Below are 12654 nucleotides of genomic sequence, written 5' to 3'. Positions count from 1 at the left end.
ATCAGACTAGGACCACCAGCATCGTCACGGCGATGACCAGGTCGAACACCCCGCAGAACTCCGACCACCAGCGCGCCACGACGGCGTCGCGCACGTGGTGCACCAGGTCCCACACGGCGTGCGCGCCCCAACCGAGCGCGATCAGCAACGCCCCGGTCCACGGCGACACCAGCAGCACGGCGGCGGCCAGCAGCACGTACAGCCCGAACACCACGAGCTGCCCGAGCGTCCGGCCCCGGACCAGGTAGATCGCCTGGATCAGCAGCAGGGTCCACACCGGAGGCACCACCGGCGCTGCCCAGAAGTCGAAGGTGAGCGCCAGCGCGATCACCGCCGGCCACCGGTCGCCCAGGAACCGGATCACGGGGTTCGCGCTCGGCGTCCCGTGCTCGTGCCGGTACCTGACCAGCACGAACGCCATCGCGGGCAGCATCAGCAGGTGCCCGCCCATCTCCACGACGCCGGCGGACACGAGCCCGGCCCAGTGGGGCACCAGCACCACGGCGTACGGCACGACCATGGCCGCGCACATCTCGAAGATCCGCCCGTGGCCGCGATAGCGCATCCACAACGCCATCGGCACCGACATCGACGCCGCCATCCACAGGGCCGCGAGCTCGACCCGTTCCGGCGTCCACAGGGGCCCGAGCAGGGCCATCCCGACGAGCATCGCCACGAGCATCTCGGCGCCGTGGCGCACGACCGGCGACCGCAGCGCCGGCAGGACCGTTGTTGTCATACGACGAGACTCGAACGATCCCGGTGCAAGTCCTATCCGTGCCGTGTCACGAGTCGCCTGGGCGAAACGCCTAGACGACCTGTGAGTCGATCTCGGCCCAGATCGTCTTCCCGCCGGTGAACTCACGGGTGCCCCAGCACCGCGAGAGCTTGGCGATCAACGTCAGACCTCGCCCGCGGGAGTCACCGAGCCGTGACTTCCCCAGTTGCGGCAGTTCGGCCGGGGTGTGGTCGTCGACCTCCACCCGGACGAAGCCGGTATGTCGTTGCACCCGCACGGCACGTGGTCCTTCGGCGTGCTCGTACGCGTTGCTGGCAAGCTCCGTGCACACGAGGAGAACGTCGAGCCGGACGTCCTCCGACAGGTCCCTCAGCAAGGTCCCGATCCACACACGCATCGCGGCGAGATCGGGCTCACCCTCCGGCAGGGTGTGCACGGTCCTCGCGGAAGTGCTCAGCACTTCTGGGGTGTCCATCTCCATCCCACCTCGTTCGCGCTGGGCCCTCCTGGCTGCTCAAGACGGCCGTCAGGGTGCGAAATACCACCGTGCGTGCTACCCCAAACGCGTGGACGGTTATGGCTTCGACATCGCGCTGGTCGCGGTCCTGGTGTTGCTCAACGCGGCGTTCGCCGGCAGCGAGATGGCTTTCGTGTCGTTGCGCGAAGGTCAGCTCCGGTCGCTGGAACGGGAGGGACATCGCAGGCTCGTCCGGCTCGCCCGCGATCCGAACAGGTACTTCGCGACGATCCAGATCGGCATCACGCTGTCCGGGTTCCTCGCCTCGGCGACCGCGGCCGTGTCGCTCGCGGCCCCGATCGTGCCGCTGCTGAGCTTCCTCGGAGGAGCCGCGAACGGGGTCGCGATCGCGCTCGTCACCGTGGTCCTGACGTTCGTCACACTCGTCTTCGGCGAGCTCGCCCCCAAACGCCTCGCGATGCAGTACGCCGTGCGGTGGACGAAGATCGTCGCCCGCACGCTCGACTTCCTCTCGACGATCTCGCGCCCCGCCGTGTGGTTGCTCTCGAAGTCGACCGACGTCGTGGTGCGCGTCTTCGGTGGCGACCCGAACGCCGACGAGGAGCAGATGTCACCGGAGGAACTGCGTGATCTCGTTGAGGTGCAACAACATCTGAACCAGGAACAACGCACGATCATGACCGGCGCGCTGGAGATCCACGAACGCCGGCTGCGCGAGGTCCTCGTGCCGCGCAGGCAGGTGACGATCATCGAATCAGGTTTGGGCACCGCCACCGCGCGGGAAGTCCTTGCGAGGTCCGGACATTCACGGGCGCCGGTGACCAAGGACGGTCACCTCGACGACGTGCTGGGCGTGGTGCACCTGCGTGACCTGCTCGACGACACCGCGGTGCTCGCCGACGTCGCCCGCGCGCCGATGGTGCTGCCGGACTCCGTGCGCGTCACGGACGCGTTGCGGCGCATGAAGGCCGAGCACGAGCAGATGGCGCTCGTGGTGGACGAGCACGGTGCGGTGGACGGCATCGTGACGCTGGAGGACCTGCTGGAGGAGATCGTCGGTGAGATCTACGACGAGACGGACTCCGACGTGGTCGCGGTCAGGACGGGGGCGGACGGGTCGCTGGAGCTGCCCGGCACGTTCCCGGTGCACGACCTGATCGACGTCGGTGTGGAGTTGCGCGACGCGCCCGCCGGGCAGTACGCGACCGTCGCCGGACTGGTGCTGCTGATCCTGGGCCGCATTCCAGAAGAACCAGGCGACGTGGTCGAGGTGTCAGGATGGAGCATCGAGGTCCTGCGGGTCGAACACCACGCCATCACCGAGGTCAGGCTGCGGCGAACGCAGTCGAGTGAGGTTGAGGTCACAGGCGAAACCGCGGAATGACCAGGGCCTCTTAACCGTTACACATCAGTGCAGCCACTTCCGGCTGTCACTCCTGCCAACGGACAAGGGGGATTTGTCATGCCCGCAGATCTGAAGAACCGCGCGTCCGGACAGCAGGACGGGGACTCGGTCGGCCAGTACCTGCGCGACGTGGGCCGCACTCCGCTGCTCACGGCCGCGGAGGAGGTCGACCTGTCGCGGCGCATCGAGGCCGGTGTCTACGCGGCACATCTGCTCGAGACCGGCGAGATCGGCAAGCGCGAGCCGCGCCTGCTGCGCCGGCTCGTCGCCGAGGGCGAGCGCGCCAAGGACCACATGATCCGCGCGAACCTGCGCCTGGTCGTGTCCGTCGCGAAGAAGCACTCGTTCCGCGGCCTGCCGTTCGGCGACGTGGTGCAGGAGGGCAACCTCGGCCTGATCCGCGCGGTCGAGAAGTTCGACTACGCCAAGGGCTACAAGTTCTCCACCTACGCCATGTGGTGGATCCGCCAGGCGATCGAGCGCGGCCTGGCCGAGCAGACCCGCACCGTGCGGCTGCCCGTGCACGTGGTCGAAGAAGTCAACAAGCTGAAGAAGATCGGGCAGAAGCTGTCCGCGGCGCTCGGGCGCGAGGCGACGGTCGAGGAGATCGCCGCCGAGGCCAAGTGCTCGCCGCAACGCGTGCAGGACCTGCGCGACGCGGCCCGCACGTGCGTGTCGCTGGAGACGCCGGTCGGCGACGAGGGCGACTCGGTCCTGGGCGACCTCATCCAGGACACCGATGGCATGTCGGCGCCCGATCTCGTGGAGCAGCAGGAGTTCACCGAGGGCGTCAGGTCCCTGTTGGACGTCCTGCCCGAACGGCAGGGCCGCATCATGCGCCTGCGCTACGGCCTGGAGGACGGGCGTGCCCGCACCCTGCAGGAGGTCGCGGAGGAGCTCGGCCTCACCCGTGAGCGGATCCGCCAGCTCGAGAAGCAGTCCCTCGCCCAGCTCAAGCAGTCGGGCGACCGGGACGATCTTTTCGCGCTCGCCGGCTGACAACCGTACGAAAGTCGCTTGTCCTGCTCCTTGTCGCAACTAAAGACTCATCACGTCCGATAACGGACTAACGCTGTTTCGCAACCGCGTGTGACCGCAACGCAGTAGGGCCGTCGAGGGCCGGCCCGCGGTCGCACGCGGTTCCCTGCGATAGAGGAGCAGTGATGAGACAACGCACCCTGCGCACGCTCGGGGTGGCGGCCGTCGCCGTCGCCACCACCGTGCTGGCGCTTCCCCAGGCTGTGGCCGCACAGCCCGAGGGCCCGATCGTCGCCGAGAGCGCGCCCAACGCGGTCCCGGACAACTACATCGTGGTGCTGAAGGACAACCTGACCCGGTCCGAGGTGGCCGGTCGCGCCGGTGGGCTCGCCGCCCAGTACGGCGCGAAGCTCGGCTTCACGTACAAGGCCGCGTTCAAGGGCTTCTCGGCCACGCTGTCGAAGCAGCAGGCCAAGCGCCTCGCCGCCGACCCGTCCGTGGCCTACGTCGAGCAGGACCGGACCGTGCAGGTCCTGACCGACCAGCTCAACCCGCCGTCGTGGGGCATTGACCGCGTCGACCAGGCGAACCTGCCGCTCGACGCCAAGTACAGCTACAGCACGGGCGCGTCGAACGTGACGGCGTACGTGATCGACACCGGCATCAACTACGACCACGCCGACTTCGGCGGGCGCGCGTCGTTCGGCTTCGACGCGTTCACCGACGGCCGCAACGGCAAGGACTGCCAGGGCCACGGCACGCACGTGTCCGGCACGGTGGGCGGCGCGACTTACGGCGTCGCGAAGAACGTCAAGCTCAAGGCCGTCCGCGTGCTCAACTGCGCCGGTGGCGGCTCCGTCGCCACCGAGGCGGCCGGCGTCGACTGGGTCACCGCGAACGCCGTCCTGCCGGCCGTCGCGAACATGAGCCTCTACACCGGCACGGCGAACGAGCCGAGCCGCGTGCTCGACGACGCCGTCCGCGCGTCCATCCGCGGTGGCGTCACCTACGTCGTCGCGGCGGGCAACTTCAACGACGACAGCTGCAAGTACTCGCCGCAGCGCGTCACCGAGACGATCAACGTCATGGCGACGGGCCGCACCGACGCCCGTGCGTCGTTCTCCTCCTACGGCACGTGCAGCGACCTGTTCGCGCCCGGCGAGAACATCATCTCCGCGTCGTACAGCAACAACACCGGCTCGGCCACGATGAGCGGCACGTCCATGGCGTCCCCGCACGTCGCGGGCGCGGCGGCGCTGTACCTCGCCGACAACCCCAGCAAGACCCCGGCCGAGGTGCACGCGGCGATCCTCGCCCAGGCCACCCCGAACAAGGTCACCAACCCCGGCGCCAACTCGGCGAACCTGTTGCTGCGCACCAACGTCGGCGGCGTGCCGGGCGTCTCGGTCACCAACCCGGGCAACCAGACGACCGCGCTCAACGGCACGGCGAACCTGACGCTGTCGGCGTCCGGCGGCACCGCGCCGTACACGTGGTCGGCGACCGGTCTCCCGACCGGCCTCGCGATCAACTCGTCGACGGGCGTCATCTCCGGCACCGCGACCGTGGCGGGCACCTACAACGTGACGGCCACGGCCACCGCGTCCGCCGGTGGTTCGGGCAGCACGTCGTTCACCTGGACGGTCGGCGCGGCGACCTGCGCCCCGCAGACCAACGGCACCGACGTCGCGATCCCGGACAACACGACCGTGACGTCGACCGTGGTGTTCAGCGGCTGCACCGGCACCGCCTCGGCCAGCAGCAAGGTCGAGGTGCACATCAAGCACACCTACAAGGGCGACCTCGTGGTGGACCTGGTGGCGCCGGACGGCTCCGTCTACAACCTGCACAACCGCGCGGGCGGCAGCGCCGACAACATCGACCAGACCTACACGGTCAACCTGTCGTCGGAGAACCGCAACGGCACCTGGACGCTTCGGGTTCGTGACGCGGCCACGGCCGACGTCGGCACCATCGACACCTGGACTCTCACGCTCTGAGGGGTTTCTAGTGTCGTTGTGAGGTAATGCATCGAGAGCTCCGCGTCCTGCGACTGTTCGTGCGGGGCGCGGAGCTTTTCGCTGAACCGGGCGAGACCGGCGAGGCCGCCGGCCCGGATGGCACGATGACGTGCGTGCACCCCTCCGCCGTCCTGCGCACCCTCGCCCGCCTGAGCGCGGCCGAGCAGCCGCAGAAGCTCCAGCTCGACCTCAGCAAGGCGGCGGGGCTGCTGTGGCTCGGCGACCACGAGCCGTCGTGGCGGGCGATCACGCTGGAGCAGGACGGTCCGCACTGGACACCGGTGTCGTGGACCGCGCCCAGGCAGGCGCGGGCCGAGGTCGCGCACCTTGCCGCGTACGACGCGTTGCACCAGGAGGACCGGCTGCTGCGGCTGGGCTGGGCGTTCCTGGCGGGGCCTGCGCAGATCGGCGGGCAACGGCGGCGCGTGTGCCTGCCTCTGGTGTCACGGCCCGTGCGGCTGCATCACGGGCTCGGGCTCGGTTACGCCTTCCACGTCGCCGGTGACGCCGGGGTGTTCCCGTTGATCGACGACTGGGCGCAGGCCGCGGAACGGGAGGCCGCGCTCGCGCCGACCGAGGAGTGGATCGCCGAGACGCTGCGGCTGGCCGGGTTCGGGGACGTGCCGATCGTGACCGACGACCCCAGGTCGTTGATCTCCGGCAGCGAGCTCAAGGTCGCCGTGGGAGCCGGGCTGCACGCCGGTGAGCCGGTCGTGAAGACCGAGCACGGCACGGCGTTGGTCGACTGGTCGGGCAAGAAGGGGCTGGACGGCACGGCGTTCGCGGCGCTGTACGGGGCCGCGAGCGAGCCGGACGAGCGCGACGAGCCGGTCAGTTCGGCGTTGCCGCTCAGCCACAGCCAGATGCGCGCGGTCGAGCACGCGCGGCGGGCGCGGATCACCGTCGTGGGCGGGCCGCCGGGCGCGGGCAAGACGCACACGCTCGCCGCGCTGGCGCTGGACGCCGTGGCGGCGGGGAGGTCCGTGCTGCTGGCGAGCCGCACCCGCAACGCCGCCGACGTGCTGGGGGCCGCGTTGCGCAGGGCTGGCGGGCCGGTGCCGGTGTTGTTCGGCGACTCCGAACTGCGGCAGGAGATGGCGCGCGAGCTGAGCGACGGGCTGTCCGCCACGAGCGATCCGGGCAAGCTGGCCGACCTGGATCAGCAGCGGCTCAAGGCTTCCGCCGCCGTTGCCCGGATCGAACGCGCGGTCGGCACCACGCTCACCGACGAACGGCTGGCCGCCGAGGCGCGCAAGCACCAGGCGTTGATGGCGGCACACCGAGCGGTGGCGCCGAAAGCGTTCGCGGCGGGCGTCGACTTCGCCGAGCTGCAAGGACTTCTGGCACCGCGCACCGGTTTCCTCGGCAGCCTCCGGACGAGCCGGGCGCTGGGCAGGGCCCGCAGGCTCACCGGCGCCGGTGAGGTGTCCACAGTGGACCTCGCGGCGGCCGTCGAGGCGGCGGAGCAGACCGCGGCGGCCGTCCGGATCGCCACGAACGGCACGACGTTCGGTGAGCTGCGGCCGTTGCTGGCCGAGAACGACGCGCACAGCCGGGCCGCGACGGCCGCGTGGCTCAAGGAGCTCTCGGTCAGCCGCAGGGGAACGGGCGCGCGCAGGGCCGTGGCGGCGCTCGCGAAGGCGTTGCGGTCAGGACGGGCCGCGCGCCGGCGGGGACTCGCCGAGATCGACAGCGCGGACCTGGTGGCGGCGCTGCCGTTGTGGGTCGGCACGCTGTCCGACGTGGAGGACATCCTCCCGCCCGTGCCCGGCATGTTCGACCTGGTGATCATCGACGAGGCGAGCCACGTCGACCAGCCGCTCGCCGCGCCCGCGTTGCTGCGCGGCAGGTCCGCGGTCATCGGCGGCGATCCCCGCCAGCTGCGGCACGTGTCGTTCGTCAGCGACCAGGCCGTGCAGGCCGCCGTCGACGCCGAGGGCACCCAGGCCCTGCGCGACCGCCTGGACGTGCCGAAGGTGAGCCTGTTCGACGCGGGCGCGGCCACGGCCGGCGTGCACTGGCTCGACGAGCACCACCGTTGCGCGCCGCACCTGATCGGGTTCGCCGCGACCCGGTTCTACGACGGCCGGATCGCCCTGCTGACCACCCATCCGTCGATCGCCGACGTCGACTGCATCGACACCGAACGCGTCGAGGGCGAGCGCACCACCAAGGGCGCCAACCAGGCCGAGGTGGACGCCGTGCTCGCCCACGTCCGCAAGCGGATCGCGGCGGGCGTGCGGTCGATCGGCGTGGTGACGCCGTTCCGCGCGCAGGCCGACGCCGTCGAGGAGGCGCTGCTCGGCGAGCTCTCGCTGGACGAGATCACCACCGGCGGCGTCCGCGCGGGCACCGTGCACGGCGTGCAGGGCAGCGAGTTCGACGAGGTCGTGATCAGCCTCGCCGCCGACGCCAAGCCGGGCGCGTGGCGGTTCGTGAACGACCGCAACCTGCTCGCGGTGCTCACCACCCGCGCCCGTCGCCAGGTGCACGTGATCACGTCGGTGCCGCAGCCGCCCGGCCTGGTCGGCGAGTACCTGGCGCACGCCGACGTGGCGCCGACCGAGACCGCAGGCGAGGAGCCGGAGGACGCCTGGACTTCGAGCCTGGCCCGCGAGTTGCGGACGGCCGGGCTGACCGTGCGGACCGGGTACCCGGTGGGGCGGTGGCGGGTCGACCTGGTGGTGGGGGAGAAGGAGAACGCCGTCGCGGTCGAGACGCGCCCGCACCCGGCGGGGACGCAGGCGCACCTCGCTCGCTGGCGCGCGCTCACCCACGCGGGGTGGCGGGTGCACGACGCGTTCGGGAGCCGGTTCGGTGACGACCCGGCGCGGGGTGCGGTGGAGCTCGCGCAGGAGTTGGCGATGGGGCAAGGGTGAGGCGTCGCGGGGGTGCTGGGCCACGGGTCGAGGCGTGGCGGGGGTGCTGCGGCACGGGTGGGGCGTGGCGGTAGTGCTGGGGCGCGGGGTGAGGCGTGGCGGGGTGCTGGGGCACCGGTGAGGCGTGGCGGGGTGCTGGGGCACCGGTGACGCGTGGCGGGGGTGCTGGGGCACGAGTGACGCGTGGTGGAGGTGCGGGGGCACGGGTGAGGCGTCGCGGGGCGCTGGGACACCGGTGACGCGTGGCGGGGGTGCTGGGGCACGAGAGAGGCGTCGCGGGGGTGCTGGGGCACGGGTGGGCGTGGCGAGGGTGCTGGAGCGCGGGGTGAGGCGTGGCGGGGGTGCGGTGGCCACGTGGCCGCCGCACCCCCGCCCGCCGTCCCCACTACCTCCTGGTCGGCTTGAACAGCGGTTCCGCCGCCGCCACCGACGGCAGGAACGGGTTCGGGTTCGCCGGGCACACCGTCCCCGCCGCGGGCAGCTTCCCGTCCAGCAGGTAGGCGTTCGTGTGGTCGGTGGCGCACTGGCTGATCCCGTACGCCGTGTGCCCCCAGCCCGCGTACGCGAGCAACCGGCTGCCGGCGATCTGCCGGTTCACGGCCTGCGCGCCCCGGAAGTCCGTCACGCCGTCGAAGTAGTTGCCCACCACCAGGACCGGCGCGTTCGTGCGGGTGCGCCACGGCCCGGTGAAGCGGTCCTCGTTGACGGGCCAGTTCGCGCACGCCGCGTTGCCCCACCACCAGTACGGGCCGAACTCGGAACCCGCTGCCGCGTAACGGGAGGTCGCCTTGTACGACTCGAAGGCGCGCGGGAACTCGATGTCCGCGCACACGTTGCCGTTGTAGGCGTCGAAGTCGTTGGGGTAGTCCGCTTCCGCCGCGACGGAGAGCGAGCCCGCCGCGTCCGACAGCCGGTCGAACAGCGCGGCGGCGTCCGGCCAGTCGGACGGCGAGTACATCGCGCCGGCCGCGGCACCGATGACGGCGTCGTAGGTGTAGACCTCGTCGCCGAGCTGGATCGGCTTGGCGCGCACCGACTTCAGCAACGCGTCCCAGCGCTGCTCCGGCTTCGGCCCGAACACGCAGGCCGCCTCGTCGCAGGTGCGCAGGAACTCGCGGAACTCCTCCTTGGTGGCGATGCGGTCCGACTCGATCTGGCGGCCGCTCGACCACAGCTCGGGGTTCAGCACGCCGTCGATCACGAGCGCGCGGATGTTGTCCGGGAAGAGGTTCGCGTAGGTCGCGCCGAGGAACGACCCGTAGGAGAAGCCGAGGTAGCTGAGCTTGCGGTCACCGACGGCGCGGCGCAGCAGGTCGAGGTCGCGGGCCACGTCGGCGGTGCTCATGTGGCGAGCGATGCGCTGGTCGTCGCGGCACTCGGGGCCGAGCGAGCGGTAGCGGTCGTAGTACGGCCGTTCCTGCGCCGCCTGGTACGGGAAGCCGGGGACGCCCTCGAAGAACGCCTCCAGGTCGGCCTCGCTCGCGAAGCAGTGCAGCGGGTCGGACCTCCCGATGCCGCGCGGGTCGAACCCGACGATGTCGAACCGGCCCTTCAGGTTCGCCGACAGGGTGTTGCCCGCGCCGAGCGCGAAGTCCACACCGGACCCGCCGGGTCCGCCGGGGTTGAGGAACAGCGACCCGATCCGGCGCGCCTTGTCCGTCGCGGGTTTGCGCGCCAACGCGACAGTCGTCGTCGCGCCGCGCGGGTCGTCGTAGTCGAGCGGCACCCGCACGGAGGCGCACTCGAAGCCGGGGTGTTCCGGGCCGCACGAGGCCCAGTTGACGCGCGGAACGGCCACGTCGCCCGACGCCTGCACGGCAGGAGTGCCGGTGATCATGAGCGCGGCCGCGGCGGCCAGCACGGTGAGACGCATCGACGAGGTCCCCTCTTGTCCGCGGAGGGGCTCTTCCTATCGGCTCACCGACGGGCACGTCGACCGCCGAAAGTCGTGACCGGGCGCCGGGTGGTCAGTCCGGCTGCCGGTGCTTCTGGCGCACGCCGAGGCGGTCGGCGATCTGGTCGTGGATGGGCGTGCTCATCACGACCGGGCTCGTCGGCGGCGCCTGGACCGTTGTTCCAGGTGTGTCCGGGTTTTCCTGCATGGAGGGGAGCGTAGGGATGGTCATTGACCCCTCAACGACGCTGATCAAGAAATCACTCTGGCTCTACCCCAAGAGGTGAATCGGATTCCCCCGATCTATACCGAGCGTGCCCGGCCAGAGCTGGTATCGGACCGCTTGTGGGTGCCCCCGATCGGGTTAACTCGAATTGCGCAGCGACGTGGAATCTCAGCGGTCGGACGCGCGGATTGCGGGACGGCGACGAGATGCTGAACGATCGGGTGCGAGGACGGACGAGCGTGGAGCGTGGGAGATGGTCAGCGGCAAGCCGGGTGTGGCGAAGCGACAGCTCATCCTCCTCACCGGCAGAGCCCACCCCGAGCTCGCCGAGGCCGTCGCCAAGGACCTGGGCGTCTCGATCACCCCGCAGGCCGCCTACGACTTCGCGAGCGGCGAGATCTTCGTCCGGTTCGAGGAGTCGGTGCGCGGCGCGGACGCGTTCGTCATGCAGAGCCACTGCGCGCCGATCAACGACTGGTTGATGGAGCAGCTGCTCATGGTCGACGCGTTGAAGCGCGCCTCGGCCAAGCGCATCACGGCCGTGGTGCCGTCGTACCCGTACGCGCGGCAGGACCGCAAGTACGCCGGACGGGAACCGGTGTCGGCGCGGCTGGTCGCGGACATGTTCAAGACCGCGGGCGCCGACCGGATCGTGACGGTCGACCTGCACACCGCCCAGGCGCAGGGCTTCTTCGACGGCCCGGTCGACCACCTGCACGCGATGTGGCTGCTGAGCGACCACGTGGGCGCCCGCTACCGGGGCGAGGACCTCACGATCGTCTCCCCGGACGCCGGCCGCACGCGGCTCGCCGAGAAGTGGGCCGACCTGCTCGGCGGTTGCCCGATCGCGTTCATCCACAAGACCCGCGACCCGTTGCGCCCCAACGAGATCATGGCCAACCGCGTCGTCGGTGACGTCGAGGGCCGCACCTGCGTCGTGGTCGACGACATGATCGACACCGCGATGACGAGCACGTCGGCCGCGCGGCAGCTGCTGGAGCAGGGCGCGAAGGACGTGATCCTCGTGGCGACGCACGGCGTGCTGTCCGGCGAGGCCTACGACCGGCTGATCGCGAGCAAGGCGCGCGAGGTGATCCTCACCGACACCCTGCTGATCCCGCACGAGAAGCGCTTCCCGGGCCTGACGGTGCTGAGCATCGCGCCGCTGCTCGCGCGGGCGATCCAGGAGGTCTTCGAGGACGGCTCGGTGACGAGCCTCTTCGACGGCAACGCGTAGCCGGGAAGCACTCGCGCCCGGTTCGTGTTCGCATGTGACATGGGCGACTTGAGGGTGGAGCTTTCGGCGAAACGGGTCCGGGCGTACTTCGGCGGCGAACTGGTCGCGGACACGACCGCGCCACGCCTGGTCTGGGAGATCCCGCACTACCCGCAGTACTACGTGCCGCGGTCCTCCGTGCGCGCGGAGCTGAAGCCGACGGACGAGGCCGGGGTCCACGACGTCGTCACGCGCGGCGGCACGGCCGCCGGTGCGGCGCGGACGTTCCCGGACTCCGAGGAGCTGCGCGACCTGGTCCGGTTCGAGTTCGGGGCGATGGACGAGTGGCTGGAGGAGGACGAGCCGATCTACGTCCACCCGCGTGACCCGTACAAGCGCGTCGACGTCCTGGCCAGCTCACGGCACGTGCGGGTGGCGTTGAACGGGGTGACCCTGGCGGCCTCCTCGCAGCCGCGGATCCTGTTCGAGACGAGCCTTCCACCGCGCTACTACCTGCCGTTGAGCGACGTCCGGTTCGATCTGCTCAGGCCTTCCGCGACCAGGACGCAGTGCCCGTACAAGGGGACCGCCGACTACTGGTCCGTCGAGGTGGGCGGCGTGCTGCACGAGGACCTGGTGTGGATCTACCGGTCGCCGCTGCCGGAGAGCCAGAAGGTCGCGGGCATGGCCTGCTTCTACAGCGAGAAGGTCGACCTCCTCGTCGACGGCGAGCTCCAGGCGAAGCCGGAAACCCCCTGGTCAAAGCTCACGGACAGCGAGGCATAGTTCACACACTGCAAACTTGCAGTGACTGCAAA

10 protein-coding genes are annotated in these 12654 nt (G+C 70.6%); 6 read left to right on the top strand and 4 right to left on the bottom strand.

The window, feature by feature from the left end; genetic code table 11:
- Position 1 precedes the first annotated feature (1 nt).
- Both ACQEU1_RS09950 and ACQEU1_RS09945 read right to left on the bottom strand, forming a co-directional pair.
- Entirely contained in the window at positions 2 to 739 is a 738-nt protein-coding gene (locus ACQEU1_RS09950) for a hypothetical protein (RefSeq protein WP_433198582.1), read from the bottom strand.
- 70 nt (positions 740 to 809) lie between these two features.
- Complete coding sequence (locus ACQEU1_RS09945; protein ID WP_433198580.1) at positions 810 to 1214, bottom strand: ATP-binding protein; 405 nt, start codon at positions 1212 to 1214, stop codon at positions 810 to 812.
- 91 nt (positions 1215 to 1305) lie between these two features.
- On the opposite strand from ACQEU1_RS09945, the gene ACQEU1_RS09940 reads away from it, so the two are divergent.
- From ACQEU1_RS09940 to ACQEU1_RS09925, 4 genes are all read left to right on the top strand, one after another.
- Positions 1306 to 2601, top strand: coding sequence for a hemolysin family protein (locus ACQEU1_RS09940; protein WP_433198578.1), 1296 nt, complete (start codon positions 1306 to 1308; stop codon positions 2599 to 2601).
- Between the two features lie 78 nt (positions 2602 to 2679).
- Entirely contained in the window at positions 2680 to 3621 is a 942-nt protein-coding gene (locus tag ACQEU1_RS09935; RefSeq protein WP_433198576.1) for a sigma-70 family RNA polymerase sigma factor, read from the top strand.
- Between the two features lie 164 nt (positions 3622 to 3785).
- Positions 3786 to 5600 (top strand): S8 family peptidase, encoded by a 1815-nt coding sequence (locus tag ACQEU1_RS09930; RefSeq protein ID WP_433198574.1) that lies wholly within the window; start codon positions 3786 to 3788, stop codon positions 5598 to 5600.
- 26 nt (positions 5601 to 5626) lie between these two features.
- Positions 5627 to 8500, top strand: a complete 2874-nt coding sequence (locus ACQEU1_RS09925; protein ID WP_433198572.1) for an AAA domain-containing protein — start codon at positions 5627 to 5629, stop codon at positions 8498 to 8500.
- A 385-nt stretch (positions 8501 to 8885) separates the two neighbouring features.
- Here the strand turns inward: ACQEU1_RS09925 and ACQEU1_RS09920 are convergent, their stop codons facing one another.
- Both ACQEU1_RS09920 and ACQEU1_RS09915 read right to left on the bottom strand, forming a co-directional pair.
- A complete protein-coding gene (locus ACQEU1_RS09920; protein ID WP_433198570.1) occupies positions 8886 to 10373 on the bottom strand; it encodes an alpha/beta hydrolase in 1488 nt (495 codons plus the stop codon).
- Positions 10374 to 10467: 94 nt separating this feature from the next.
- Positions 10468 to 10602 carry a hypothetical protein gene (locus ACQEU1_RS09915; RefSeq protein ID WP_433198568.1) on the bottom strand — a complete coding sequence of 45 codons (135 nt, stop codon included), beginning with the start codon at positions 10600 to 10602 and terminating at the stop codon, positions 10468 to 10470.
- A gap of 271 nt (positions 10603 to 10873) precedes the next feature.
- On the opposite strand from ACQEU1_RS09915, the gene ACQEU1_RS09910 reads away from it, so the two are divergent.
- Together ACQEU1_RS09910 and ACQEU1_RS09905 are read left to right on the top strand one after the other, a co-directional pair.
- A complete protein-coding gene (locus ACQEU1_RS09910; protein ID WP_433198566.1) occupies positions 10874 to 11857 on the top strand; it encodes a ribose-phosphate diphosphokinase in 984 nt (327 codons plus the stop codon).
- 39 nt (positions 11858 to 11896) lie between these two features.
- Positions 11897 to 12622, top strand: coding sequence for a DUF427 domain-containing protein (locus ACQEU1_RS09905; RefSeq protein ID WP_433198564.1), 726 nt, complete (start codon positions 11897 to 11899; stop codon positions 12620 to 12622).
- Positions 12623 to 12654 lie beyond the last annotated feature (32 nt).

This window comes from Lentzea sp. CA-135723 (genome assembly GCF_050936595.1).
GTDB lineage: Bacteria > Actinomycetota > Actinomycetes > Mycobacteriales > Pseudonocardiaceae > Lentzea.
This window is presented reverse-complemented; position numbering and strand designations above follow the sequence as displayed.

Excerpts from the sequence above, each read along its gene's own strand:
- ACQEU1_RS09930 (WP_433198574.1), top strand. The coding sequence starts at position 3,786 with ATGAGACAACGCACCCTGCGCACGCTCGGGGTGGCGGCCGTCGCCGTC.
- ACQEU1_RS09915 (WP_433198568.1), bottom strand. The coding sequence starts at position 10,602 with ATGCAGGAAAACCCGGACACACCTGGAACAACGGTCCAGGCGCCGCCG.
- ACQEU1_RS09925 (WP_433198572.1), top strand. The coding sequence starts at position 5,627 with ATGCATCGAGAGCTCCGCGTCCTGCGACTGTTCGTGCGGGGCGCGGAG.
- ACQEU1_RS09945 (WP_433198580.1), bottom strand. The coding sequence starts at position 1,214 with ATGGACACCCCAGAAGTGCTGAGCACTTCCGCGAGGACCGTGCACACC.
- ACQEU1_RS09935 (WP_433198576.1), top strand. The coding sequence starts at position 2,680 with ATGCCCGCAGATCTGAAGAACCGCGCGTCCGGACAGCAGGACGGGGAC.
- ACQEU1_RS09905 (WP_433198564.1), top strand. The coding sequence starts at position 11,897 with ATGGGCGACTTGAGGGTGGAGCTTTCGGCGAAACGGGTCCGGGCGTAC.
- ACQEU1_RS09920 (WP_433198570.1), bottom strand. The coding sequence starts at position 10,373 with ATGCGTCTCACCGTGCTGGCCGCCGCGGCCGCGCTCATGATCACCGGC.
- ACQEU1_RS09950 (WP_433198582.1), bottom strand. The coding sequence starts at position 739 with ATGACAACAACGGTCCTGCCGGCGCTGCGGTCGCCGGTCGTGCGCCAC.
- ACQEU1_RS09910 (WP_433198566.1), top strand. The coding sequence starts at position 10,874 with ATGGTCAGCGGCAAGCCGGGTGTGGCGAAGCGACAGCTCATCCTCCTC.